General features: G+C 71.1%; 22 protein-coding genes. 17 read left to right on the top strand and 5 right to left on the bottom strand.

Annotation, left to right across the window (positions count from 1 at the left end; genetic code table 11):
• Positions 1 to 63 precede the first annotated feature (63 nt).
• The 9 genes from AC07A4_RS16605 (at position 64) to AC07A4_RS16645 (ending at position 10,382) form a co-directional block, all read left to right on the top strand.
• On the top strand, positions 64 to 846 hold the full coding sequence (locus AC07A4_RS16605; protein ID WP_478598622.1) for a thioesterase II family protein: 783 nt from the start codon (positions 64 to 66) through the stop codon (positions 844 to 846).
• A gap of 344 nt (positions 847 to 1,190) precedes the next feature.
• Positions 1,191 to 3,071: a non-ribosomal peptide synthetase gene (locus AC07A4_RS16610; RefSeq protein ID WP_478598624.1), complete on the top strand. Its 1,881-nt coding sequence runs from the start codon at positions 1,191 to 1,193 to the stop codon at positions 3,069 to 3,071.
• 74 nt (positions 3,072 to 3,145) lie between these two features.
• Positions 3,146 to 4,162: a sugar ABC transporter substrate-binding protein gene (locus tag AC07A4_RS16615; RefSeq protein WP_478598627.1), complete on the top strand. Its 1,017-nt coding sequence runs from the start codon at positions 3,146 to 3,148 to the stop codon at positions 4,160 to 4,162.
• The gene (locus AC07A4_RS16620) at positions 4,159 to 5,217 is read left to right on the top strand and encodes an ABC transporter permease (RefSeq protein ID WP_478598630.1); all 1,059 of its coding nucleotides are present in this window, start codon (positions 4,159 to 4,161) and stop codon (positions 5,215 to 5,217) included. The genes AC07A4_RS16615 and AC07A4_RS16620 overlap by 4 nt, the downstream gene beginning before the upstream one ends.
• A complete protein-coding gene (locus AC07A4_RS16625; RefSeq protein ID WP_478598632.1) occupies positions 5,214 to 6,014 on the top strand; it encodes an ATP-binding cassette domain-containing protein in 801 nt (266 codons plus the stop codon). Before AC07A4_RS16620 ends, AC07A4_RS16625 begins: the two co-directional genes overlap by 4 nt.
• 400 nt (positions 6,015 to 6,414) lie before the next feature.
• Positions 6,415 to 8,811 carry a beta-ketoacyl synthase N-terminal-like domain-containing protein gene (locus tag AC07A4_RS16630; protein WP_478598633.1) on the top strand — a complete coding sequence of 799 codons (2,397 nt, stop codon included), beginning with the start codon at positions 6,415 to 6,417 and terminating at the stop codon, positions 8,809 to 8,811.
• Positions 8,808 to 9,158 carry a PqqD family peptide modification chaperone gene (locus AC07A4_RS16635; RefSeq protein WP_478598635.1) on the top strand — a complete coding sequence of 117 codons (351 nt, stop codon included), beginning with the start codon at positions 8,808 to 8,810 and terminating at the stop codon, positions 9,156 to 9,158. Before AC07A4_RS16630 ends, AC07A4_RS16635 begins: the two co-directional genes overlap by 4 nt.
• Positions 9,155 to 10,129: a TIGR03560 family F420-dependent LLM class oxidoreductase gene (locus tag AC07A4_RS16640; RefSeq protein WP_478598637.1), complete on the top strand. Its 975-nt coding sequence runs from the start codon at positions 9,155 to 9,157 to the stop codon at positions 10,127 to 10,129. Before AC07A4_RS16635 ends, AC07A4_RS16640 begins: the two co-directional genes overlap by 4 nt.
• The gene (locus AC07A4_RS16645) at positions 10,122 to 10,382 is read left to right on the top strand and encodes an acyl carrier protein (protein ID WP_478598640.1); all 261 of its coding nucleotides are present in this window, start codon (positions 10,122 to 10,124) and stop codon (positions 10,380 to 10,382) included. Before AC07A4_RS16640 ends, AC07A4_RS16645 begins: the two co-directional genes overlap by 8 nt.
• Before the next feature lie 22 nt (positions 10,383 to 10,404).
• Here the strand turns inward: AC07A4_RS16645 and AC07A4_RS16650 are convergent, their stop codons facing one another.
• On the bottom strand, positions 10,405 to 11,136 hold the full coding sequence (locus AC07A4_RS16650; RefSeq protein ID WP_478598962.1) for a thioesterase II family protein: 732 nt from the start codon (positions 11,134 to 11,136) through the stop codon (positions 10,405 to 10,407).
• A 174-nt stretch (positions 11,137 to 11,310) separates the two neighbouring features.
• On the opposite strand from AC07A4_RS16650, the gene AC07A4_RS16655 reads away from it, so the two are divergent.
• Together AC07A4_RS16655 and AC07A4_RS16660 are read left to right on the top strand one after the other, a co-directional pair.
• Entirely contained in the window at positions 11,311 to 12,150 is an 840-nt protein-coding gene (locus AC07A4_RS16655) for a hypothetical protein (RefSeq protein ID WP_478598642.1), read from the top strand.
• 2 nt (positions 12,151 to 12,152) lie between these two features.
• Positions 12,153 to 13,442 (top strand): MFS transporter, encoded by a 1,290-nt coding sequence (locus AC07A4_RS16660; protein WP_478598645.1) that lies wholly within the window; start codon positions 12,153 to 12,155, stop codon positions 13,440 to 13,442.
• Between the two features lie 180 nt (positions 13,443 to 13,622).
• Here the strand turns inward: AC07A4_RS16660 and AC07A4_RS16665 are convergent, their stop codons facing one another.
• Positions 13,623 to 15,497: a GDSL-type esterase/lipase family protein gene (locus AC07A4_RS16665; RefSeq protein ID WP_478598647.1), complete on the bottom strand. Its 1,875-nt coding sequence runs from the start codon at positions 15,495 to 15,497 to the stop codon at positions 13,623 to 13,625.
• Between the two features lie 193 nt (positions 15,498 to 15,690).
• Here AC07A4_RS16665 and AC07A4_RS16670 point away from each other — a divergent pair, with 193 nt between their 5' ends.
• The 6 genes from AC07A4_RS16670 to AC07A4_RS16695 all read left to right on the top strand — a co-directional run bounded on the left by AC07A4_RS16670 (position 15,691) and on the right by AC07A4_RS16695 (position 20,179).
• Positions 15,691 to 16,134 carry a DUF3093 domain-containing protein gene (locus tag AC07A4_RS16670; RefSeq protein WP_478598650.1) on the top strand — a complete coding sequence of 148 codons (444 nt, stop codon included), beginning with the start codon at positions 15,691 to 15,693 and terminating at the stop codon, positions 16,132 to 16,134.
• 190 nt (positions 16,135 to 16,324) lie between these two features.
• Positions 16,325 to 16,765, top strand: coding sequence for a DUF6278 family protein (locus AC07A4_RS16675; RefSeq protein ID WP_478598653.1), 441 nt, complete (start codon positions 16,325 to 16,327; stop codon positions 16,763 to 16,765).
• A 180-nt stretch (positions 16,766 to 16,945) separates the two neighbouring features.
• Positions 16,946 to 17,689 (top strand): amino acid ABC transporter ATP-binding protein, encoded by a 744-nt coding sequence (locus tag AC07A4_RS16680; protein ID WP_478598656.1) that lies wholly within the window; start codon positions 16,946 to 16,948, stop codon positions 17,687 to 17,689.
• A 16-nt stretch (positions 17,690 to 17,705) separates the two neighbouring features.
• Positions 17,706 to 18,632, top strand: coding sequence for a glutamate ABC transporter substrate-binding protein (locus tag AC07A4_RS16685; RefSeq protein ID WP_478598659.1), 927 nt, complete (start codon positions 17,706 to 17,708; stop codon positions 18,630 to 18,632).
• A 9-nt stretch (positions 18,633 to 18,641) separates the two neighbouring features.
• Entirely contained in the window at positions 18,642 to 19,286 is a 645-nt protein-coding gene (locus AC07A4_RS16690; protein ID WP_478598661.1) for an amino acid ABC transporter permease, read from the top strand.
• A complete protein-coding gene (locus tag AC07A4_RS16695) occupies positions 19,283 to 20,179 on the top strand; it encodes an amino acid ABC transporter permease (protein WP_478598663.1) in 897 nt (298 codons plus the stop codon). The genes AC07A4_RS16690 and AC07A4_RS16695 overlap by 4 nt, the downstream gene beginning before the upstream one ends.
• A gap of 48 nt (positions 20,180 to 20,227) precedes the next feature.
• Here the strand turns inward: AC07A4_RS16695 and AC07A4_RS16700 are convergent, their stop codons facing one another.
• The 3 genes from AC07A4_RS16700 to AC07A4_RS16710 form a co-directional block, all read right to left on the bottom strand.
• Entirely contained in the window at positions 20,228 to 21,802 is a 1,575-nt protein-coding gene (locus AC07A4_RS16700) for a CocE/NonD family hydrolase (RefSeq protein WP_478598666.1), read from the bottom strand.
• A 137-nt stretch (positions 21,803 to 21,939) separates the two neighbouring features.
• On the bottom strand, positions 21,940 to 23,136 hold the full coding sequence (locus AC07A4_RS16705) for a L,D-transpeptidase (protein WP_478598668.1): 1,197 nt from the start codon (positions 23,134 to 23,136) through the stop codon (positions 21,940 to 21,942).
• 150 nt (positions 23,137 to 23,286) lie between these two features.
• Positions 23,287 to 24,036, bottom strand: coding sequence for a hypothetical protein (locus AC07A4_RS16710; protein WP_478598671.1), 750 nt, complete (start codon positions 24,034 to 24,036; stop codon positions 23,287 to 23,289).
• Positions 24,037 to 24,136 lie beyond the last annotated feature (100 nt).

The following is a 24,136-nucleotide window of genomic DNA, read 5'->3' on the forward strand; positions in this document are numbered from 1 at the left end:
AGCCCCCTAGCAAGCCGCCCGCCAAGCCGTCTGCCAAGCCGTCTGACCGAGGAAGGCCCCATCGTGAGTGTTCGACCGACCACCCAGGCACCGTGGTGGTCGCCGCTGCGGCCGCGGGGAGAGCCCGTACCGGCGCCCCGTGCCCGGCTGCTCGTCGTGCCGCACTCCGGCGGCGGCCCCGGCCGCTATCTGCGCCTGGTGGGCGAACTCCCCGGCGACGTGGAGATCCTGGGGCTCACGCTCCCGGGCCGCGAGCGCCGCAGGGCTGAGCCTCCCGGCGCCACCCTGGACGAGGTGCTCGGCAGCCTCACGGCGATCCCCGGGCCCGACGTGCCCACGCTGGTGCTCGGCCACAGCCTGGGCGCGACGCTCGGTCTCCACCTCGCGCACGTCCTCGGCGAGCGGTGCGTGGGCCTGATCGCTTCGGGGCAGCAGCCGCGCGAGTCGACCGGCTGGCTCACCGCGGACTCCAGCGATGAGGACGTCCTCAGGCTGCTCGAACGCGGCGGCGGCATGCCGCCCGCCCTCCTGAGCGGCACGGGCCGCCAGACGGCGCTCCTGGACAACCTGCGCGCGGACCTCAGGCTCGGCGCGGAGAGCGCCCGGCGGAGCAGGGGCGTCCGTGTGGGCGCGCCCATCACCGTGCTGTGCGGGCGCGAGGACCGCCTGGTCGACCTGGACGCCCTGGCGGGATGGGGCGCCCACTCGACGGCGGAATGCGAGGTGCACGTCCTGCCCGGCGGCCACTTCGCGCTGTTCGATCCCGTCAACAGGCCGCGGTACGTCGAGGCGGTCGAACGCCACTTCGCCGCCCGGACGCCACGATATGCCGCGCGGGCGAATTGAGCGCAATCCAAGGAAGGGAGGTAAACGGCGTGCGCGACGGTCCGGAGTTATGGTGACGCGCGGAATGGGAGTATAGAATTCCGGTGCGCCGGGCGGATGTGAATCGCGGCAGCGCGCCGATTCGACTCCGGTCCTGGCCCTATCTCAGCAGCCTCGGCGCGAACAGCCCCCACACTGGCGCGATTTCCAGCGATGGTGACTGTGCGTGCGATCGGCGAGGCACACGAAAATGCCCGAAGTCAGCGACGGTGAATTACTCGCCGTTCGCCCTGCGATGCGTCTATCATCCTCGGCAATCCGACGTCGGGTCAGATGAAATCCTCAGGGGGAAAGTGGTGCCGGAAGTGAACGGCAGGGAATGCCCAACGTCGAAGTCCGCGGCGTCAGCCGACACATCGCCTGACACATCGCCTGACACCTCGGCCGACACGCTGCACGCGTGGTTCGCCCTGCGGGCCGCCAGGAGTCCTCAGGCCACCGCGCTCACCGCGGGCGGCACGTCGATGTCGTACGCGGAACTGCACGGCCTGGCCGGACGGATCGCCGCGCGCCTGGTCGCGGCGGGCGTGCGCCCCGGTGACCTCGTCCCGGTGCTCGCCCCCCGCCGCCAGGTGATCCCCGCGATCCTCGGCGTGCTGATGGCGGGCGCCGCCTATGTGCCGCTCGACCCCCGGTACCCCGACACCCGCCTCGCGAGCCTGGTCGAACGGGTCGGCGCGAGCGTGATCGTCACCGACGACGAACTCGCCGTCCGCGCCAAGGAGTGGCACACGGGAGCGTTCGCGCTCATCGGCGACGCCGCCGATCCGGACGCTCCGGCGACGAGCGTCGAGGCCACCCCCGACGACCTCGCCTATGTGATGTTCACGTCGGGTTCGACCGGCGCGCCCAAGGGCGTGAAGGTCACGCACCGCAACGTCACGCGGCTGATGGCGGAGACGTCGGCGCTCTACGGCATCGGCGCCGACGACGTGTGGACGATGCTGCACTCGTACGCCTTCGACTTCTCCGTGTGGGAGATGTGGGGCGCCCTGCTGTTCGGCGGCCGGCTGGTCGTCGTCGAGGACGAGGAGGCCCGCGCCCCCGACGAACTCCTCGGCCTGATCGACCGCGAGGCCGTCACGGTCCTGAGCCAGACCCCCTCCGCCCTGGCGGCGCTCACCGGCGCCGACGAGCTGCGGCCCGCCGGGCTCGACCGCCTGCGCCTGATCGTTCTCGGTGGCGAGCGCCTCGACCCGGCCACCCTGAGCGGCTGGTTCGCCCGCCGCGGCGACGAGCGGCCGCGCGTGGTGAACATGTACGGCATCACCGAGACGACGGTCCACGTCACGTACTGCCCCATCACGGCGCGGGACGCGGCCGCGGGCACGGCGAGCCCCATCGGCGTACCGCTGCCCGACCTGGACGTGTCGCTGCGTAACGAGGACGGCACACCGACCCCGGTGGGCGAGGTCGGCGAGATCTGGGTGTCCGGACCGGGCCTCGCCCGCGGGTACTTCGGCGACGACGAGGCCACCGCGCGCGCCTTCAGGGTGGCGGAGTGGGGTCCCGGTGACCTCCGCAGGACCTACCTCAGCGGTGACCTCGCGCGGGCGGACGCCGACGGGCGCCTTTTCTACGTGGGGCGGCGCGACGAGCAGGTGAAGGTCCGCGGCTACCGCGTCGAACTGGGCGAGGTCGGCGCGGCGCTCAAGGCACACCCGGACGTCGTCGACGCCTGCGTCGCGACCGACACCGGCGACTCGGTCGGCTCCCGGCTCCTCGCGTGGGCGACCGTGCGCCCCGGCGGCCCGGCCGCGGACGCGCTCCGGGCGTTCCTGGCCGACCGGCTGCCCGGCCACATGGTGCCCAACGAGCTGCGGACCGTGGACTCCCTGCCGCTGACGCCCAACGGCAAGGTCGACCGCGCGTCCCTCCTTGAGCAGGCCCGCGCGGCCGCCCGCACCGCCGCCCCGAGGGACACCACGGGCGACGACTCCCTGCAAGCGGCCGTGGCGGGCATCTGGGCCGAGGCGCTCGGCGTCCCCGAAGTCGGCCCGCAGGACGACTTCTTCGACCTCGGCGGGCATTCCCTGCTGGTCGCGAACGTCATCCGGCGCACCCGCAAGGAGCTCGGCGCGGTGGTCGGCGCCCGCGCCCTGTTCGAGGCGCCGCGGCTCGCCGACTTCGTGGAGCGCGTGCGCGCGCACGCCGAGACACCGGTGAGCGCGGTCGCCGACCGCTGAACCACCGGCCACCAGACACTGTGCACGAGCCGCCCCCGTTGCTACGGGGCGGCCTGAGGGAACGGGGAACGACCGTGCGTACAGCACGTATAGGCAACAGCCGCGGCGCGGCCGGGATCACGGCCTGCGTGGCGGCGATCACGCTCGTGGCCGGGTGCAGCGGCTCCGGCGGCAAGGACAGCGAAGACACCTCCGGGAGCGGCGGCGGGAGCGGCAAGGGGGTGAACACCCCCCGCATGAAGATCGCGATGGTCACGCACTCCGGCGAGGGCGACACCTTCTGGGACATCGTCCAGAACGGCGCCAAGCAGGCGGCGAAGAAGGACAACGTGGAGTTCCTGTACTCCAACGACAAGGAGGGCAAGGGCCAGGCGGAGCTCGTCCAGACCGCGATCGACAAGAAGGTCGACGGGATCGTGGTGACGCTGGCCAAGCCCGAGGCGATGAAGGCCGTCCTGGGCAAGGCCGAAGAGGCGGGCATCCCGGTGGTGACGATCAACTCGGGGGCGGAGTTCTCCACGAAGTTCGGCGCCCTCGGCCACATCGGCCAGGACGAGTCGGTGGCGGGCGAGGCCGTGGGCGAGGAACTGAACCGGCGCGGCAAGAAGAAGGCGCTCTGCGTCATCCACGAACAGGGCAACGTGTCGCTGGAACAGCGCTGCGCGGGCGTGAAGAAGACCTTCGAAGGCTCGGTGGAAAACCTCAACGTGGAGGGCACCAACGCGCCCGGCGCGCAGTCCTCGGTGAGCGCGAAGCTCCAGGCGTCCAAGGACATCGACGCGGTGGTCACCCTGGGCGCGCCGATCGCCGCGGTGACGGTGAAGGCCAAGGAGGACGCGGGCAGCAAGGCCGAGGTCGACACGTTCGACCTCAACGCCGAGGTCGTCAAGCGCCTCAAGGCGAAGGAGGTCGGCTTCGCCGTCGACCAGCAGCCCTACCTCCAGGGCTACCTCGCCATCGACGAGCTGTGGCTGTACAAGACCAACGCGAACGTCCTCGGCGGCGGCAAGCCGGTCCTGACCGGACCCGCGGTCGTCACCGAGAAGGACGTGCCGCGGCTCGAGAAGTACACCGCCCGCGGCACCCGATGACCACGACCGCACCGGCCCCCGGCACCCCCGTGAAGGCACCCGACGAGCGCCTGCTGAAGACCTCGCCGTTGAAGAAGCTGCTTGGCCGTCCTGAGCTGGGTTCGGTCGTGGGTGCTGTGGCGGTGTTCTTGTTCTTCGCGATCGTCGCGGACAGTTTCCTGCAGACGAGCAGTCTGGCGACGGTTTTGTATGCGGCGTCGACGATCGGGATCATGGCGGTGCCGGTGGCGCTGTTGATGATCGGTGGTGAGTTCGATCTGTCGGCGGGTGTGATGGTGACGACGTCGGCGTTGATCTCGTCGATGTTCAGCTATCAGATGACGGCGAATGTGTGGGTGGGTGTCGGTGTCTCGCTGCTCGCCACCCTCGCGATCGGTGTGTTCAACGGTGTGATGCTGGTCCGTACGGATCCGCCGAGTTTCATCATCACGCTGGGTACGTTCTTGATGCTGACGGGGATGAACCTGGGGTTCACGAAGCTGATCAGCGGCACGGTGTCGACGAAGTCGATCTCCGACATGGAGGGCTTCGCCTCGGCCAAGGACGTCTTCGCTTCGACGGTGACTATCGGTGGCGTCGACTTCAAGATCACCATTGTGTGGTGGCTGGCGATGGTGGCGGTGGCGACCTGGATTCTCCTTCGTACCCGTGCGGGGAACTGGATCTTCGCGGTCGGCGGCGGCGAGCAGGCCGCCCGCGCGGTGGGAGTTCCCGTCGGTCTGACGAAGATCGGCCTGTATATGGGGGTCGCGTTCGGCGCCTGGGTCTCGGGCCAGCATCTGCTGTTCAACTACGACGTGGTGCAGTCCGGCGAGGGGGTCGGCAATGAGCTGATCTACATCATCGCGGCGGTGATCGGCGGGTGTCTGATCACGGGTGGTTACGGCTCGGCGGTGGGTGCCGCGGTGGGCGCGCTGATCTTCGGGATGACCAGCAAGGGCATCGTGTACGCGGAGTGGAACCCGGACTGGTTCAAGTTCTTCCTGGGGGCGATGCTGCTCCTGGCGACCCTGCTGAACGCGTGGGTCCGCAAGCGTGCGGAGGCGACGAAATGACGACCGAAGCCATCCCCGCGGACCGTACCCCGCTGGTCGAACTGCGGGGTGTCAGCAAGTACTACGGCAATATCCGGGCTTTGGAGGGGGTCTCGCTGGAGGTGCACGCGGGGGAGATCTCCTGCGTGCTGGGCGATAACGGTGCCGGTAAGTCGACTCTCATCAAGATCATCGCGGGGTTGCACCAGCATGACGCGGGGACCTTCTCGATCGAGGGCGAGCCGACCAAGCTGTCCAGTCCCCGTGAGGCGCTGGACCGGGGGATCGCGACGGTCTACCAGGACCTGGCCGTTGTGCCGCTGATGCCGGTGTGGCGGAACTTCTTCCTCGGTTCCGAGCCGGCGAAGGGCAGTGGGCCGTTCAAGCGCCTGGATGTCGAGCGGATGCGGGCGACGACCCATGCGGAGCTGCTGCGGATGGGCATCGATCTGCGGGATGTCGATCAGCCCATCGGCACGCTGTCGGGTGGTGAGCGGCAGTGTGTGGCGATCGCCCGGGCGGTGTATTTCGGGGCGAAGGTGCTTGTGCTGGATGAGCCGACGGCGGCGCTGGGTGTGAAGCAGTCGGGTGTGGTCCTGAAGTATGTGGCCGCGGCCCGGGACGCGGGTCTCGGGGTGGTTCTGATCACCCACAACCCGCACCACGCCTACCTGGTCGGTGACCGTTTCGTCCTCCTCAAGCGCGGCGCGATGGCGGGCAGCCACGCCCGTGCGGAGATCACCCTGGACGAACTCACCCGCCAAATGGCGGGCGGCTCCGAGCTCGAAGACCTCCGGCATGAACTGGAGCGGGTATGAGGAGACGCCCGAACGGGACAATTCACGCCGCGAGCGCATGGGTGACGCGTCTCGGCTGACTGTTTTATCCGGCATATCCGTAGGGCCTGTCTTGCTTCGCGGATCAGGCGTGTCTCCGTTAGTCGTCAACTAGTCATCAACGGCCCGCGAGCGGCGTGCCGTTGAGGCAACTGCGCGGCAAATGCGTGGAGTTGGCTGCGGAATCGGATTGCCGTATGCGTCACGCTAATCAGGAACCTTTGGTTCCGAAGTACTTGCCACAATGCGGAGTGATCAAAATGATTGATGTCAGTGACAACTCTCTGGTAGTTTCACGCGCCGATGTCTTCTCGCGTGCCGCGCTGAGCGCCGCCGCCGAATGATTCGCCGCGAAGCCACGTTGATCCCAGGAGCCGTACAGATGCAGCAAAAGCCACCTTACGCACCTCCAATTGCGGTGATCGGTATGGCGGCCCGATTCGCAGGCGCGGAAAACGTCGAGCAGTACTGGACGAACCTCGTCGAAGGCGTCGAGTCGTCGAATCGGGCGCCCGCAGACGCGACCGTCGCGCGGGACGAGAGCGCCCGGAACGAAGGCGCCCGCAACGGCCAGTTCATACGGGCGGTCGCCAAGGTCGACGGCATCGAGTCGTTCGACGCCGACCACTTCCGCATCCAGCCGACGGAAGCCGTCATCATGGACCCGCAGCAGCGCGTCCTCCTCGAGGTGGCGGCGGAGGCGCTGGAGGACGCCGGTTACGCCGGAGCGCACGACGCCGTCGTCGGCGTGTTCGTCGGGTCCGGTGAGAACCACTACTTCCGTGAGTACGTGGCCCCGACGGAAGCCGCCGCGGGACGCACGGGCGACGTACGCGTCACGCTGGCGAACGAGAAGGACTTCCTCGCCCCGCGGCTCGCCTTCAAGCTCGGCCTCAACGGCCCCGCCATCACCGTGCAGACCGGCTGCGCCACGGCGCTCAGCGCGGTGGCCCTCGCCTGCTCGGCGCTGGCCGCGGGCGACTGCGACATCGCCCTCGCGGGCGGCGTGAGCCTGCTGATGCCCGACGTCGACGGCTACACGTACGCCGACGGCGGCATCCTGTCGGCCGACGGGCGCTGCCGGGCCTTCGACGCCGAGGCCTCCGGCACGATCCCAGGATCGGGCGCCGGAGTCGTCGTGCTGCGGCGCGAGGACGACGCGCGCGCCCACCGCGACCACCGCAGGGCGGTCATCCGCGGCTGGGCCGTCAACAACGACGGTGGGTCACGCGGGGGATTCACCGTCCCGAACATCGACGGCCAGGAAGCGGTCATCCGGGCCGCGCTCGCCCGGGCGGACCTCAAGCCCGACCAGGTGGGCTACATCGAGGCCCACGGCACCGGCACCGCGATCGGCGACCCCGTCGAATTCGAGGCGCTCAGGCGCGTCTTCGCGACCCCCGGCCGCCCGGCCCACGCGCCCCTCACGCTCGGCGCGGTCAAGCCCAGCATCGGGCACACCGACGCGGCGGCGGGCGTCGCGGGACTCATCAAGGCGGCCCTCGCCGTCGAGCGGGCCACCGTGCCGGGAACGCTCCACTTCCGTACGCCCAACCCTGAGATCGACCTCGACTCGACCCCCTTCGTCCTCACCTCCGAGACCCGGCCCTGGGACGGCGAGGGGCCCCGCGTCGCCGGTGTCAGCTCGTTCGGCCTCGGCGGCTCCAACGCGCACGTGGTCCTGGAGGCGGCGCCCGCCGCGCCCGCCGCGCCCGCCGCCCGCTCGCGTCACGTCCTCGCCCTGTCCGCCCGCGACGACGACGAGCTGAACCGGATGCGCCACCGGCTCGCCGACCGGCTCGCCTCGACGGCCGTCCTCGACGACGCCGCCCTGGCCGACGTCGCGTACACGCTCGGAGTGGGGCGCGCCCGGTTCGCCCGCCGCTGGGCGGCCGTGGTCACCGACCCCGCCGACGCCGTCGCGCGGCTGCGCGCCCCCGCCGAGGCCGACCGGCCCATCGCACGGTGGTCCCTGGCCCTCCACGGCACCCCCGGCGAACTCGCCGCGATGGGCGAACGGCTCCTCGCCACCACGCCGTTGCTGCGCGCCACCCTCACCGAACTCACCGGACACGCCGAACTGAGCGGCCTCGCCCCGCAGCGCGCCGGTGCCCTCGCCGCGCTCGGCGTCGCTCGGGCCCTGCTCCGCCTCGGCCTGACCTTCGCCCGCGTGGACGCCCCGGGCTGGGCGCGCCCCGCCGCGCGGTGGCTGGCCGCCGGAGCCGACCCCGCCGCCCTGGAGGCGGCCCTCGACGCCTGCACCGCCGACACCGACGCCGACGCCGACGCCGGGCCCGCCCGCGAGGGCGCGGGCAGGATCATCGTCGGCCCGGCCTTCGACCTGGCCGACGCCGCGGCCCTGGCCTGGCGCGCGGGAGTCGCCGTCGACTGGACCGCCTACCACGCCGACGAGCCGCGCGGCCGCGTCCCCCTGCCGACCTACCCGTTCACCCGCCGCCGGTTCTGGCTCGAACGCCCGGCCGCGCGACCGGAGGCGGCCGACGCCTCGCCGCAGGCACCGGCCCGCGCCGACACGGCGGACATCACCGCGTTCGTCGAGACGGTCTGGCGCGAGGTCCTCGGCGTCGAGGGCATCGCCCACGACGCGCACTTCCTGGACGGCCTCGGCGGCGACTCCCTGCACGCGGTGGAGATCGGAGCCCGCCTGAACGACGAGCTCGGACTCGACCTGCCGATCGACCTGCCCTTCATCGCGCCCACCATCGAGGCCACTTCGACCTTCATCGAGCAGGCCCTGGAAACGGAGAAAACCGCATGACCACCGTCCACACCCACGACGTCCTGATCCGCCGCCTCGACGTGACCGCCCGCGTGCCCGACCAGGTCGTGGAGCTCACCGAGCGCCACGAGGGCGGGCTGCTGATCGAACGGCTCATCGGCCGCTACGTCATCGACGCCGACGCCCGCAAGGTCTGGCGGCTCATCGACGGGCGCCGCAGCGTCGCCGAGATCGTCGAGGGCCTCGCCGCCGCTTCGGACCTGTCGGCCGCGGAGATCGAGGAGCCCGTGCGGGCGCTCTGCGCCCGCCTCGTCGAACTCGACATCCTCCAGGTCGCCACGCCCGCCGACGCCGCGGCGCTCGCGCAGCAGGCAGTCGCCGGATGAGTCGCCCACCCGTCACCCGGGTCGGCCTGCAGATAGCCGGCTACTCCTTCCCCGGGACCATGGACAACCAGCTCTTCGACCGTGTCGTCGAGATGGCGCGGACCGCCGAGGCCTCGGGCTTCGACAGCGTGTGGACCATGGACCACGTGCACCAGATCGCCTCGGTCGGCGAACCGGACGAGCCGATCCTGGAGGCGTACACGACGCTCGCGGCGCTGGCCGCCGTCACCTCGTCCGTACGCCTCGGCGTGCTCGTCTCCTGCAACGGATTCCGCAACCCCGCGCTCCTCGCGAAGATGGTGACCACCATCGACGTCATCAGCAAGGGACGCGCGATCCTCGGCATCGGCGCGGGCTGGCACGAGGACGAGTGCCGCGCCTACGGCCTGGACTTCCAGACCACGGGCGAGCGCCTGAAGGCACTGGCCGAGGCGGTGCGGATCTGCCGGGCGATGTTCACCGAGCAGGCACCGCGGTTCTCCGGCACGTACCACCGCATCGACGAGCCGCTCAACGTGCCGGGGCCGATCAACTTCGAAGGGCCGCCGATCCTCATCGGCGGCGGCGGCGAACGCGTCCTCATCCCGACCGTGGCCCGGTACGGCGACGCCTGCAATTTCTTCGGCGCCCCCGCCACCGTGCGCCACAAGATCGACGTACTGGAGAAGGCCTGCGCCACCGTGGGCCGCGACTCCGGCGAGATCACCAGGACCTGGCTGGGACACGCGATCATCAGCGAGTCCGAGGCGGAGGTCCAGGAGTCCCTGGAACGGCTCGGGACGCTCCTGGGCCGGGCGCCCAGCGCCGTTCGCGGCTTCGCCCTGTGCGGCACCCGCGACGACGTGCGCCGCCAGGTCGCGGAGTACCGCGAGGCCGGGGTCGACGGCATGATCGTCACCGTTCTCGACCCCGGCGACCTGGACCACCTGCGCCTGGTCGGCACGACGGTGCGGGAGGCCATGGATGCCTGAGCCGACAAGCGCGCCCGAGGCCGCGGCCGACCTGGCCGGCGACCCCGTCGACGTGGTCGCGGCGGTGTGGGCCGAGGCGCTCGGCCTGGACACCGTCGACCCGGACGAGGGCTTCTTCGACCTGGGCGCGACCTCCGCCATGGTCGTCGAGGTGGTCCGGATCCTGCGTCGGCGCTGGCCGGGCGTCAAGGTCGTCGATGTCTTCTCGCGCCCGACCGTCGCGCAGCTCGCGGCCTCCCTCGGCGATGGCTAGGTCGGCCGCGAGCGCGGGGCGCCTACGTCAGGGCGGCGCGGACCGCCTTGGCGAGCTCCAGCCACGCGGCGCCGCCGAAGAGATGATCGGCCCCGGCGACCTCGTGGAAGGCGATCGGCCCCGTGGTCTCCTCGCGCCAGCCGTCGACGTCGGCCCCGCCGAGCAGGTCGTCGTCCGCCCCGTAGAGCACGGTGAGCGGCACGTCGAGGGGCGCGTGGGCGGTGTGGACGTAGTCCGCGACGAGACGCATGTCCGCGGTGAGGATCGGCAGCAGCACCTCCAGGAGTTCGGGCTCGTCCCGGAGGTGCTCGGGCACGTAGCGCGAGACGTCCGCACCGGACTCCACCCGGGTCGTGGCCAGCACGCGCGGCGGGAGCTGCGAGGAGACGAGCAGCTGGGCGACCTCGGGACCCTCGCCGGTCCGGTGCAGCCGCCGCGCGGTCTGGTACGCGAGCAGTGCGCCGGAGCACTGGCCGAACAGGGCCACGCGCGGCGCGCCCAACGCGACCAGCTCCGCGACCAGTTCGTCGACCACCTCGTCGAGGGACGTCGGCAGCGGCTCCGTCTGGCGGCTCTCGCGGCCGGCGAGCCGCACGCCGTACACATCGGCCGCGTCCCCGATCACCGGCCCCCAGGGGCGGAACGGAGTCGCACCGGCCCCGGCCCACGGAACGCACACGAGCGCGGTGCCGCGCCCCCGCGCCGCGTCCGTGCCGCCGTCCCTGTCCGTTTTCGTTCCCGTGCTCCACGGCACGAGCTTCAACGATCGATTCGATATACCCGAGGAATTCGCTGCGTTCATGGGCGCGGAGCCTAGCATGCGTTTCGGCTAATCCGCGGCGTGATTAAGGCAACGTTGATTAATCTCGGCTGCCACCCCTGGCAGCCCCTTCTCGTACGCCAATCTCTGTTATCCGGAAGGAATCCGATGTTCAACCCCACTGTTGAGGTAATCGTCCCCCAGCCGTCGGTTCTCACCCAGCCCGACCTTTCCTTCGATGCCATCCTCAAGCGCTTTCCCGGCCTTGCCGACGCCAAGGCCGTGTGCCTGACGGGCTCGACGGCCGCCGGCTGGGGCAACACGTTCAGCGACCTCGACATCTACGCGTTCGCCGACGAGGACCTGGACCTCCCCGTCGACGAGACCATGGAGACCTGGCCCGGCTCCGACCCGAGCGGCGTGCGCTGGACCGTCTGGATGGGCGCCTACGGCGACCAGCGCGTCGACCTGCGGGTGTGGCCGACCGACACGCTCGCCACCGCTCTTGCCTCCTATCTGGAAAAGGAGGTCGAGTTCTGCAACACCGGTGACTTCCTCCAGGACTTCATCTACCGGCTTTCCATCGGCGTTCCGCTGAAGAACGAAGCCTTCTTCAAGGAAATGCGTGACCTGCTCGAAAGCTCGTCGTACGGCCGTGCCCTCGCCCGTTTCCTGAAGGCCGACGCCGAGAACTGCCTCACCGATGTCGCCGGTCAGCTCGACTCCGGTGACTTCAAGACGGCCCGCGTTTCCGCCGGGCTCGCCGCGGGTTTCCTCACGGATGCCGCCCTCGTCCTTTCCGGTGAGCTCTGCCGCCGTAAGAAGTGGGTCCTCCGCCGCCTGGAAAGCACCCCGCAGTGCGGAATAGGCGTGGACGAATACCGCACGATGGTCCTCGACGGCCTGCGCCCCGGCGAGTCCGACCGCGACTGCGCCCTGCGCGTCGCCCGCTGGACCCAGTCGCACATCGTGCGGCTCGAGGACGCCTTCCTCGGGGCTACCTCGTGAGCATGACGACCTCGTGGGGCAGGTTCCGGGCCGCGGTGAGCGGTCCGGACGATCCCCATCAGCGGCTCCTCGCGCTGTCGACCATCGTGAACACCATCGGCATGGGGATGTTCCTGTCCGCGGGCACGATCTTCCTCATCCGGTCCGCGGGGCTGAGCCCGACGGCCGCGGGCGTCGGCCTCACCGTCGGGTCGCTCGCCGGGTTCGGCGCCGGAGTGCTCATCGGCGACCTCGCCGACCGCAAGGGTTCCAAGAACGTCCTCATCGGGTCGATGCTCCTGGAGGCGGCGGCGAGCGTCAGCCTGCTCCTCGTGCACAGCCTGTGGCCGCTGCTCATCGTGGCCGCCGCCGCTGCCGTCGGCCGCGCGGGAACCGTCAGCGCGCGCGGCGCGATGATCGGGGTGCTCGCGGAGGAGGGCAAGGGCGCGCGCCTGCGCACGTATCTGCGGGCTGTGACCAACGTCGGGATCGCGGCGGGCACCATCGGGGCCGCGGTCGTCCTGGCCATCGACACGCGCGTGGCGTACGTGACGATGATCCTCATCGACACCGGCACGTTCCTGCTCGCCGCCGCCATCCTGACGCGCCTTCCGAACTTCGCCCCCACCCGGGGCGCCGACGCCGCCGACGACGCCGACGACTCCGCGGCGAAGACGCCCCGGTGGCTGGCGCTGCGCGACCGGACCTATCTCAGCCTGACCGCCGCGTCGTCGGTCGCGAGCCTGCAGTACTTCGTGCTGATCCAGGCGCTGCCGGTGTGGATCGTCCTGCGCACGGACGCGCCGCGGTGGATGGCCGCGATCGTCCTGTTCCTCGGGGCGGTCATCGTCGCCGCCACCCAGGTGCCCGCCACCCGGTCCATCACCGGACCCGCGTCGGCGGCCCGGCTGCTCGCGCTGTCAGGACCGCTGTTCCTGGTGGCGTGGATCCTGATGGCGGTGGCGGCGGGACCCGCCGCGTGGATCGCGGTCGCGCTGCTGCTCGTCGGCATCGTCGTGCACTCGCTGGCCGAGGTGTGGCAGGCCGCCGGTACGTTCGAGCTGTCGTTCGCCCTGGCCAAGCCCGAGGCGCAGGGCCAGTACCAGGGCGTGATGGGCCTAGGGCACGGCCTGTCCGAGGCCGTGGCGCCCATCGTCGTCATCGCGATGTGCGTCAACTGGGGCAAGCCCGGCTGGATCGTGCTCGGCGTGATCGTCGCCGTGGCGGGGTTCGTCTGCGCGCTCATCGAACGCGGCTGGTCCCGCTCGCAGCCGCCCGCCAAGGCCAAGGCCGAGGCCCTGGCCAGCGAGTGAGCCGGGCGCGAGGTGAGGCGCGGTGGGCGCGGCGCCTAGGGTCCGTCCGACGGGCCGGTGCGGCGGCGCGGCGTCCGCCGCGCACGCGCGCCGCGGCGTCGGACTGACCCGGGTGCGGCTGCCCCCGTTCCCCTGCTCACAGCAATCGGCCTTCGGCCTCGTCCTCAAACGCCGGACGGGCTAGAACCTGCCAGTTTCAGCCCGTCCGGCGTTTGAGGACGAGGCGCGCGGCGCCGATACGGGGTCCGGGGCGGAGCCCCGGTTTCGGGAAGGGGCGGGCCTGGGGCGCCCTGCGAGGGGCAGGGGCACGGCGTCGGCCAGGGCGGCCAGGCCCGCGTCGCCGGGGTGCAGATGGTCGCCGCTGTCGTAGCGGGGCAGCAGCCGCGAGGGCAGCGCCGGGTCCCGGAGCGCCGCGTCGAAGTCGAGCACCGCGTCGAACCCCGCGCCGTCCCGCAGCGCGGCGTTCACCGCGCCCCGCTCCGCGTCCACGGCGGCCGTGCACCGCGCCTCGCCGCCGCACGGCACCAGCGTCGCCGCCACCACCCGCAGCCCCCGCGCGCGGGCGCGCGCCGCGATCTCCCGCAGCCCGCCCACGACGTCTCCGGCCAGCGCCCCGGCCCGCAGGTCGTTGATGCCCTGGAAGACGACCACGGTCCGCGCGGACGTCTGCGCGAACACGTCCCGGTCGAGGCGGTGCAGCGCGCTGACGCCCCCGGTGTCGGCGGAGACGCCGTCCCCTGGATAGCGGTCGGTGAGCACCCGGTTCGCGGAGACGCCCTGGTTGAGGACCCCGTACCGGACGACGTCGTCCTGCTGGAGCAGCCGCCGCGCGAGCACGTCGGGCCACCGGCGGGCCGTGTCGGGCGTGGAGCCGACGCCGTCGGTGATGGAGTCGCCGAGCAGCACCACAGAGCCGGGCCCGCCCCCGACGTCGATCCCGGTGAGCAGCGGCCACGTCCGCAGCGCGGCGGTGTAGGCCGCGCCGGAGGCCTGTGCCGCGTGGTCGCCGGGCTCGCTGACGTACGACGTCTGGAGGGCCTGGCTGTGCACCGGCGCCGCGGTCACCGGACCCGGCAGATGGAAGCTGACGAGCAGATCCGCGCCCGCGGGCACCGCGAACCGCACGGGGTCGCTGAACACCTGCGCCCCGGCGGGGATCTCCACCCCGCCCGCGCCGCCGAACGCCAGCGCCACCGGCGCGCCCCGCGCCCCCGCCCCGGCCGCGCGCACGGCGACGCTGGCGCTCCCGATCCGCACCGGGGCCGCCGCGAAGGTGTTGTCGAGCCGGATCCGCACCCGGGGCCCGCCCGCGCTGGCGCGCACGACGAGCCGCACGGTCCGGTCGGCCCAGGGGCCCACCGCCGGATACCCGGACGTCGACGCCGACCAGGTGCCCGTCCACCCCCGCGTCTCGCCCCGCACGGACACGGCGAAGACATGCAGGTCCGGCCCCGGGCCGAGGCGGGGGAGGCGCACCGAGGCGACCTCGCGGCCGCGCGCGAGGGGCACGGTCACCGCGTAGAGCCTGGCCTTCTCGGCGCGCTGCCCGCCGGGGGTGTTGACGTGCGGCAGGGCCACGGCCTTGGTGGCGAGCGGCCCGGCGCGCCAGTCGGGCGCGGTCAGCCGGTACGTGCCGTGCGAGCCGTCGCGGTAGCGCACGCTCCCCGTGCCGCTCGCGTCGCCGCCGGTGCCCGCGACGAGGAACGCGAGCGCGTCCCCGCGCCCGCGCACCCGCACCCACTGGCCGTCGGCCCGTACGTTGTCCGGCTCGCCCGCGCGGGTGTCCGGCCACCGCAGCCGCGCGCCGTCAACTCCGAGGGCGCGCCCGGGAGTCCACCCGGCCGCCGTCAGATCGGCGGCGGACAGCGAGGCGCCCGCGCCGTCGAAGTCCGCGCCGTCGGGGCGGGCGTCGGCGCTGACGGCCTTGTTGTCGAAGAGCCGCTCCAGGGGGAGCGGTCCCGGTGCACGCGGGGGCGCGGCCCCGGCGACGCCTGCGGGGGCGACACCGGCGAGCAGCGCGAGTACGGCGGCGGCACCCCAGAAGCGTCGGCGCATACGGGCCCTTCCTCGAATCCATCGAGCCGCGGCGGGAGACACGCGGGGGACGGCTGGTGCGCCCCGAAGCTAAAGAGTCATCAGATACCCGTCAAGATGCCGCCCCGCGCGCCGTGCCGCCGTCCCCCAGGCCCCCCGCCGGTGTCCCGCACCCCGCCGCTCGCCCTCCCCGTCCCTTTGCCAGGATGGGCGCATGCATCTTTACGATGAGCGCCTGAGTGTTCCGGCCGGCTGGTGGTTCCTCGTCGTGTGCGGTGGATGTCTGTTCGGCGGGCTGCTGCTGCCGTTCGGCCCGGCGGCCGCCGTGGCCGGGGTGCTGCTGGTCGTCGCCGTCTTCGGCCCGCTCGTCCACCGCTACGGCTCGGCGCGGATCGTGGTGACCCCGGGCACGCTGGTGGCGGGCGGCCGGACGATCCCCGTCGACGAGCTCGGTCCTACCGAGATCCTGGACGCGGGCGAGGCCTTCGAGTGGCGCACCCGCAAGGCGAACGCGTACGCGCACCTGCTGCTGCGCAGCTATGTGCCGACCGCGCTGCGCGTGGAACTGCGCGGCCCGCACCACACGGCGCCGTACCTGTACCTCTCCACGCGCCGCCCGATGAACCTGGCCACGATCCTCGCCTTCACCCGCCGCTGAGCCTTCACCCGCCGATGAGCCCGCGCGCCCCGCTGACCGGCCCGTAGGGGCCGCCCCTGCCGCGCCGCGTGCGGCACGTGGGCCGAACGGAGTGATTCGCCTGATTCCGTGATCAACTGCCGCAAGATACATTCCTGGGAATGCGGATCCGTCGCCCGGCCGTCCCGGGCACCCCACGGAGAGGCCGGTCATGAACATTCCGTTCCTGGAAAAGTGGCGCAAGCGGCACGGGAGCGAGCCGGGCCTGAGGCTCGCCGCCGCCTTCGAGGCAGATCCGGACGGGGTGGCCGAACTGTTCTCGGAGTGCGAGCTGCTGCGCTCCACGGCCGCGCGCGCCGGGCTCGAACTGGACGACAGCCCCGCCTCGTTGGCGGCGCTCGACCAGCTCACCCCGCGCTGGCGGGACGACCAGGAGTCGCTGCCCTGGTTCGGCAACGACGCGGGCCTCTACCTCGGCACGGTCATCGTCCGCACCGTCCCCGGCGCCGCGTGGCACGTCCTGCCCGGCGGCACCCCCGTGGTCGGCCTCGCCTCGGGCCGCGAGCTCCAGGTGGTCGCGGCGGGCCTCGACTGGGCCGTCCAGGGCACCCCCGAGCTGTCCCAGATGTACGCGGAGGCCTCGGAGGCATAGGTACGGGCGTGGTCGCGGCGTGAACGGGGAGCGGCCGCGACCTGGCCAGGTCATGACCGCTCGGCGAACTCACGGTCTCAAATACGGTTAATGCCCGTAAGTGCGTGTCGTCCCATAAGTCCAGTTTTGCCGTGGATAGTTTGCGCTGACCGACACCGCTGAGAGTGGGCAGGTCTGGGCATGGCCGTCGATCCGTTGATCGAGCTGCGTGACGTGAACAAGTACTACGGCGAGTTGCATGTCCTCCAGGACATCGACCTCACCGTCGGCAAGGGGGAGGTGGTCGTGGTCATCGGCCCGTCAGGGTCGGGCAAGTCAACGCTCTGCCGGACGATCAACCGGCTGGAGACCATCCAGTCGGGCTCCATCCGCCTGGACGGGCAGCCGCTGCCCGAGGAGGGCAAGGCGCTGGCGCGGCTCCGTGCCGAAGTCGGCATGGTGTTCCAGTCGTTCAACCTCTTCGCGCACAAGACCGTCCTGCAGAACGTCTCCCTGGCGCAGGTCAAGGTCAGGGGCCGCAAGAAGGACGAGGCGGACCAGCGCTCCCACGAGCTCCTGGAACGGGTCGGCCTCGCCGCGCAGGCCGCCAAGTTCCCCGCGCAGCTCTCCGGCGGCCAGCAGCAGCGCGTGGCCATCGCCCGCGCGCTCGCCATGGACCCCAAGGTCATGCTCTTCGACGAGCCGACGTCGGCCCTCGACCCCGAGATGATCAACGAGGTCCTCGAAGTCATGCAGTCGCTCGCCCGCGATGGCATGACGATGGTGGTCGTCACCCACGAGATGGGCTTCGCGCGCTCGGCCGCCAACCGCGTCGTGTTCATGGCCGACGGCCGGATCGTCGAGGACCGGGCCCCCGAGGACTTCTTCACGCACCCGGAGAGCGACCGCGCCAAGGACTTCCTCTCCAAGATCCTCAAGCACTGACGGGGGGATGGGTCCCATGCGTACGACACTGCGTACGACACGTCTGTTCGGGCTGCTCACGGCCCTGTCGCTGACCGCGCTCGCCACCGCCGCCTGCGGCAAGGAGGGCAGCCCGCCCACCAAGGGCCCCGCCGCCGGGAAGCTGCCCGTCTACCGCGTCGCCCAGGACTTCGAACTGCCCGCGTCCGGCACCTGGCGCAAGGCCAAGAACCGCGGCCGCTTCGTCGTCGGCGCCAAGGAGGACCAGCCCTACCTCGGTGAGAAGGACCCGGCGACCGGCCGCTACTCCGGCTTCGACATCGAGATCGCCAAGATGGTGTCGGCCTCGCTCGGCCTCGACCCCAAGCGCATCTCGTTCAAGACCATCGCCTCCGCCAACCGCGAGACCGCCCTGCAGAACGGGCAGATCGATTACTACGTAGGCACCTACACCATCAACGACAACCGCAAGAAGCTCGTCGGCTTCGGCGGCCCCTACTACATGGCGGGCCAGAGCCTCCTCGTCCGGCACGACGAGGAGGACATCAAGGGCCCGAAGGACCTCGACGGCAAGCGCGTGTGCTCCGCCGCGGGCTCCACCCCGTACCAGCGCATCCAGCAGGACTACCCGAAGGCCACGCTCGTCGCGTACGACACGTACTCGGTGTGCGTCGACAACCTGCTGACCTATCAGGTCGACGCGGTCACCACCGACGACGCCATCCTCATCGGCTACGCGGCGAAGGTCCCCGACGAGCTCAAGCTGGTCGGCAGGCCCTTCTCCAAGGAGCCCTACGGCATCGGCGTCCCCAAGGGCGACAGCACGCTGCGGTTCGCCATCGACGACGCCCTGGCCGCCCGCGAACGGGACGGCGACTGGAAGAAGGCGTACGACGCGACCCTCGGCCTGTCCGGGGTGCCCGCCCCGAAGCCGCCCGCCATCGACCGCTACCCGGCGAACTGAGGAGGCGTCGTGAACGTACTGACGGACAACTTCTCCACCTACGGCGACGGCTTCCTCGGCACCGTCGAACTCACCGTGTACGCCTCGGTCCTGGCCCTCGTGCTCGGCTTCGTCATGGCCTCCTTCCGGGTGGCGCCCGTCGGGTCCTTCCGGGTGTTCGGCGCGGTGTGGGTGGCGGTCCTGCGGAACACCCCGCTGACCCTGCTGTTCTTCGCCGTCCTGCTCGGCCTGCCGCGCTTCGGGCTCGTCCTGCCCTTCAAGGCGTTCGCGGTCCTCGCGCTCGGCTGCTACACCTCCGCCTTCATCTGCGAGGCCCTGCGCTCCGGCATCAACACCGTGCCCCGGGGCCAGGGCGAGGCCGCCCGCAGCCTCGGCATGACGTTCGGTCAGACCCTGTCCATGGTGATCCTGCCGCAGGCGTTCCGCTCGGTGATCCCGCCCGTCGGCTCCAACCTCATCGCGCTCGCCAAGAACTCCGCGATCGCGGGCGCGTTCAGCGTCACCGAACTCCTCGGCACCTACAAGACGCTCAGCGAACTCGGCTACAACATCATCTGGACCTTCGTCTGGATCGCCCTGGGCTACCTGATCATCACCCTCGCCATCAGCGCCGTCTTCAACGTCCTCGAGAAGCGCTGGGGAGTCGCCCGATGACCACCACCGCCACCGCTCCCGAAGCCACCGCCCTCTACGACATCCCGGGCCCCAGGACCCGCAGGCGGCACCTGCTCTACGGCGTCGTGTCGACCGCCGTCATCGTCGGGCTCCTCGCCTGGGTCCTGTACCTGCTGTTCGACACCGACCAGTTCACCCGCACCAAGTGGGCGCCGTTCGAGTACAAGGGCATCCAGGAGCTGCTCCTGCGCGGGCTCGGCAACACGCTCAAGGCCTTCGCCATCGCCGCCGTGCTCTCGCTCGCGCTCGGCGGGCTGCTCGCGACCGGCAGGCTCTCCGAACACCGTGTGGTGCGCTGGCTGGCCACGGTGGCCGTCGAGTTCTTCAGGGCCATGCCCGTACTCGTGATGATCTTCTTCGTCTTCGTGGCGCTGAAGGTCCAGCCGCTTCCGGCGCTGGTCGCCGGGCTCACGCTCTACAACGGCTCCGTGCTCGCCGAGGTGTTCCGCTCCGGCGTCAACTCCGTCGAGCGCGGACAGAGGGAGGCCGCCTACGCGCTGGGGATGAGAAAGACTCAGGTCATGTCGTACGTCCTGGTGCCACAGGCCGTGCGGGCCATGCTGCCCGCCATCATCAGCCAGTTGGTCGTGGCCCTGAAGGACACCTCGCTCGGCTATCTGATCACCTATGAGGAGTTCCTCCACGCCGGGAAGCTGATCGCGTCGAACCTCGACTACGATTTGCCTTTCATCCCCGTGGTCATGGTGATCTCGCCGATCTACATCGGGATGTGCATGCTGCTGTCGTGGTTCGCCTACTGGGTGTCCAAGCGCCAGCGGCGCAGTCCCAAGACAGAGGCCGTGGACGTCGCCCCGGCTGAACCAGGGACGCTGCTGCCGGGAGGGGGTCCCCCCAGGGCCCCCGCCCCCTAGGGGAAGCAGTAGCTGGAAGGGCCAGGCCCGCCCGGCAGCAGCCGGAGATCACTGCTCGCGCAGGGGGATCGACACGTACGACGGGTCGGTCTTGGGCGAGGAGAAGGTCAGCTGCGCGCCGGACGGGTTGTGCTCGATGTAGAGCGGGTCGACCGTGTCGACCACCAGGGCGAGCCTGTGTCCTGCCGGGACGTCGTAGGCCGTGGAGAACAGCTCCAGGTCGACGCCGAACGGCTTGCCGGGGGTCTTGCCGTGGAAGGTGTACGGCGCGTTGCTGACCAGCTTGCCGAGGCCGAGCGGGCCCACGTCGTAGAGGTACGCGACGAGGGTTCCGCTCTCCTTGGTGCTGCTGAGCGTGGTGTGCAGCCTGGCGGTGCCGCGCACGCGCTGGGGCCGCTCGGACCGCTCCGACTGCCACACGGCCGCGTACCGGCGCGGCAGCAGCGGCATGGAGGCCATCGGCGGCAGCTTCAGGAACTGGTCGAGGGTGTTGGAGAGCATCGCGATGCCGCCGTTGGCGCCGGAGTCGACGTTCGCCCGGATCGTGGTGGTGCCCGCGAGGTCCAGCTTGCCCTTGGCGGCGCCGACCGACTTCCAGTCGGGGTAGCCCTCGTACCCGCCCGTGGAGCGGGACTTCAGCTGGACCGGCTGCTCCTGGTCGACGCCGTTCTTCTCGCCCTTGAGGTAGCGGTCGAACCAGCGCTGGGTGCTGGTCCAGGTGTCGTTGGGCAGGCCGAACAGGCCGGTCGCCTCGGCCGTCGCGTGGTCGCCGGGGCGCAGCTCCAGGCGCTTGGGGCCCTTGAGCTTCTCGTAGAACGCGGCGTACTCGTTGGGCGGGAAGATGGTGTCGCCCCAGGCGTTGCCGAGCATGACGGCCGCGCCGTTGCGGTTGATGCCGTCCAGATAGGTCTCGGGGGAGCGCTTGGCGCCCCACGCGATCATCTCGTCCTCCTGGTCCAGGTCGGAGGCGAGGAAGTCCTTCAGGACGCGCTTCAGCTCGGGGCTCGGGCGGCCGGTGAGATAGCCCGCGCCGCCGAGCAGGGCGGCCGCCTGGACGTGCTGGGTGCGGCCGCTGTAGATGGACTCCACGAGGTCGCTCCAGCCGCTGAGCGCCACGACCGCCTTGATCCGCTCGTCGTGCCCGGCGGCGAGCAGGGAGATGCCCGCGCCGTAGCTGACGCCCGCCATGCCGACCTTGCCGGGGTCGGCGGGGGTGTTGCGCAGCGTCCAGTCGATGACGCGGGAGGCGTCCGCGATGTCCTCGGGGCCGCCGACCTCGATCTCGCCGCCGGACTGCCAGAAGCCGCGCGAGTTGTAGCTGACGACGACATAGCCCGCGGCGGCGAGCTTCTTGGCCTGCGCGATGTACTCGATCTGCGGCATGGCCCAGCTCGTGGGCAGCACGATCACGGGGTACGAGCCGTCCGCGGCGGCGCCCGCGGGCGTGACCACGTTGGCCTTGAGGACGGTGCCGCCGTCGCCGGGGATGTCGACGAAGCGGACGCCCGGCGCGGACGCCCGGGACAACGGTCCCGCCTGCGCGGCGGGCACGGCACCGGCGACGAGCGCCGCCGATACCGCGCCCAGGGCAGTGGTCCGCACAACTCTGCGCGTCTTTCCCACGGGTCACTCCTCACACGTGCCGGTGCAAAGTGACCTGACGGTAACCGCGCGGGCTTACCTCGGGTAACCCGTCGGTAAGTTACGTACGGGTAACGATGGTTGAGCGGTGGAGTTTCCCCGCCGTCGGCCGCGCGGCCTCAGCGCAGCGCGCTCTTGGCCTGCCAGTCCGCCCAGGAGAGGTTCCACGCGCCGTAGCCGTTGCCCGGGTCGGGCGTGCCCTTGGAGCCGCTGCCCGAGACCTCGAAGGGGTCGCCGATCTGCACCTGGCCGTACAGCCAGGAGGCGTTGGAGGTGCTCATGCCGACGCAGCCGGAGCTGTGGTTGGTGTTCCCGAAGTACGCGGCGTTCCAGGGGGCCGCGTGCGCGTACATGCCCGACCAGGTCAGGCGCATCGAGTAGTCGACCATCTTGTCGTAGGCGTTGCCGAGGCCGACGGTCTCGGAGCGCATGTTGATCGTGCCCTCCTTGGCCATCAGGATCGACGTGCCGCCCCAGGACGCCTTCTCGCCGCCGGGCGTGCCCGCCGACATCGGTACGGACTTGACGGTCTCGCCGTCGCGCGTCAACGTCGCGGTCTTGTTGTCAAGATTGACCTTGACGACTTGATTCTTGCCGACCGTCATCGCGGTGTCGTAGTCACGGACGAACCAGCCGCCGCCGGTGCCCGAGTCGACGCCGTTGAGCTCGGCGTCGAGCTCGACCTTCGTGCCGGACTTCCAGTACTCCTTGGGCCGCCAGTCGACGCGGTCCTTGCCGTCGTAGTTCTTGATCCAGCCCCAGGAGCCCGTCGTGTCGTCCGACGTCTTGACCTTGAGGTGCTTCTCGACCTCCGCCTTGTTCGTGACGGGGTGGTCGAAGACGATCGACAGGGGCTGGCCGACGCCGACGGTCTTGACGTTGCGGCCCGGCGTGATGGTGACCTTGTTGACCTTCTCGGGCGCGGCCGTCGTGAAGGACTTCCCGGCCTTGCCGCCGTTGTCCGTGGTGGCCCGCACGGTGTAGCTGGTGCCCGGCGCGGCCTTGCGGGTGGAGGTCCAGCCGCGGCCGTTCGCGGAGACCTTCCCGGCGAGCTCGGTGCCCTCGCTGTCGGCGACCGAGACGTCCTTCAGCTTGGTGTCCTTGGACGTGAGCTTCACGGTGACCGGGACGCCCGCCTTGGCCTGCTTGCCGGTGAGGTTCACCGAGATCCTCGGCTTCTCGGCCTTGGCGTCGTCGTCGCCGGAGCCGCCGCCGGAGCAGGCGGTCAGGGCGGCCGCGAGCGCCGCGGCGCCCGCGACGGCGGCGTGCCGGGTGCGTATGGGGCGGCGGGGGCTCAGGGACCTGCGGGACCTCAAGGAAACGTACCTCCGTGCGAATGCTGACTGCCTGCCCGGAGTGAGAGTCCCGACGGCCCCGCCGGGTTGCGCGCTGTCCGGAAAATCAGGACAGCGTCACGGAAGCGTTATAGGAGGCGTACGTTCCGCGAGGAGTGGATCACGGTGCGTTCACTTGGCGCGGTGCGAGGCGCGACCGCCCGGCGGCGCCGGTATCGGCTCCTGCGCCGCGCGGGTCACGTCCTCGACCACCTCGACCACGTCCGGGCCGTACGCCTGGGAGTTCACGACCTTCAGGAGCAGCACGAACGCGTCGCCGTGCTTGCGGGCGAGGCGCTCGTGGTGGCGGGCCAGATAGCGGGTCGCCGCCTGGTTGGTGATCGCCCGCTGGCCGCAGAAGAGGAACACGGGCCGCGTGTCCTGCCCCGCGGTGAGCCGCGCGAGCAGCACGTACTCCGTGACGCCCGCCTCCAGGCGGTAGCGCTCGGAGCCGATCTGGAAGGCCCCGCGGTCCGGGCCGGGCTCCGGGTCGGCGTTCACGCGCACGCCCGGCAGCAGCGAGTGCATGTGCGCGGCCATGCGGCGGTGGAACGCGGGGTTGCCGACGCAGAACTCGGTGCGCTCGCCGAAGCCCTGCGGCGCGGCGTCGTGGGGGACGATCTGGGGGTGCGCGCCGCACTCCTTGACGAGGGCGGAAAGCTCCATGAGCGAGAGCACGTCGTGGCGGGTCACGGTCAGCTCCGGGCCGCCCGCCTCGCGGTTGACCACGAGCAGCGCCTCGGAGTGCTCGGGCAGGCCGAAGAACGCCCGGCGGCGCCTGAGGCCGCGGCGCGCCAGACCCGCGCGGAGGTACAGGGCCAGGGCGGCGCCGAGGGCGGCCGCGCCCGGGCCGAGGACGAGAAGGCGCACGTCTTCAGTCATGGGCGCGCATGCTAGCGGCCATTCACGGCCACCTCGGAAGGCGGCGTGGCGGCGCTGAGGGCCCGAAGTTACGCTGCGCGGACGGATGTTGACTGGAGGT

The sequence above is a fragment of the Streptomyces sp. NPDC043996 genome, from assembly GCF_056435225.1.

Bases quoted from the DNA above. Each gene is read 5' to 3' on its own strand.
- AC07A4_RS16655 (WP_478598642.1), top strand. From the start codon at position 11,311: ATGTTCAACCCCACTGTTGAGGTAATCGTCCCCCAGCCGTCGGTTCTC.
- AC07A4_RS16670 (WP_478598650.1), top strand. From the start codon at position 15,691: ATGCATCTTTACGATGAGCGCCTGAGTGTTCCGGCCGGCTGGTGGTTC.
- AC07A4_RS16635 (WP_478598635.1), top strand. From the start codon at position 8,808: ATGACCACCGTCCACACCCACGACGTCCTGATCCGCCGCCTCGACGTG.
- AC07A4_RS16640 (WP_478598637.1), top strand. From the start codon at position 9,155: ATGAGTCGCCCACCCGTCACCCGGGTCGGCCTGCAGATAGCCGGCTAC.
- AC07A4_RS16665 (WP_478598647.1), bottom strand. From the start codon at position 15,497: ATGCGCCGACGCTTCTGGGGTGCCGCCGCCGTACTCGCGCTGCTCGCC.
- AC07A4_RS16695 (WP_478598663.1), top strand. From the start codon at position 19,283: ATGACCACCACCGCCACCGCTCCCGAAGCCACCGCCCTCTACGACATC.
- AC07A4_RS16680 (WP_478598656.1), top strand. From the start codon at position 16,946: ATGGCCGTCGATCCGTTGATCGAGCTGCGTGACGTGAACAAGTACTAC.
- AC07A4_RS16625 (WP_478598632.1), top strand. From the start codon at position 5,214: ATGACGACCGAAGCCATCCCCGCGGACCGTACCCCGCTGGTCGAACTG.
- AC07A4_RS16620 (WP_478598630.1), top strand. From the start codon at position 4,159: ATGACCACGACCGCACCGGCCCCCGGCACCCCCGTGAAGGCACCCGAC.
- AC07A4_RS16660 (WP_478598645.1), top strand. From the start codon at position 12,153: ATGACGACCTCGTGGGGCAGGTTCCGGGCCGCGGTGAGCGGTCCGGAC.
- AC07A4_RS16710 (WP_478598671.1), bottom strand. From the start codon at position 24,036: ATGACTGAAGACGTGCGCCTTCTCGTCCTCGGCCCGGGCGCGGCCGCC.
- AC07A4_RS16645 (WP_478598640.1), top strand. From the start codon at position 10,122: ATGCCTGAGCCGACAAGCGCGCCCGAGGCCGCGGCCGACCTGGCCGGC.
- AC07A4_RS16675 (WP_478598653.1), top strand. From the start codon at position 16,325: ATGAACATTCCGTTCCTGGAAAAGTGGCGCAAGCGGCACGGGAGCGAG.
- AC07A4_RS16630 (WP_478598633.1), top strand. From the start codon at position 6,415: ATGCAGCAAAAGCCACCTTACGCACCTCCAATTGCGGTGATCGGTATG.
- AC07A4_RS16685 (WP_478598659.1), top strand. From the start codon at position 17,706: ATGCGTACGACACTGCGTACGACACGTCTGTTCGGGCTGCTCACGGCC.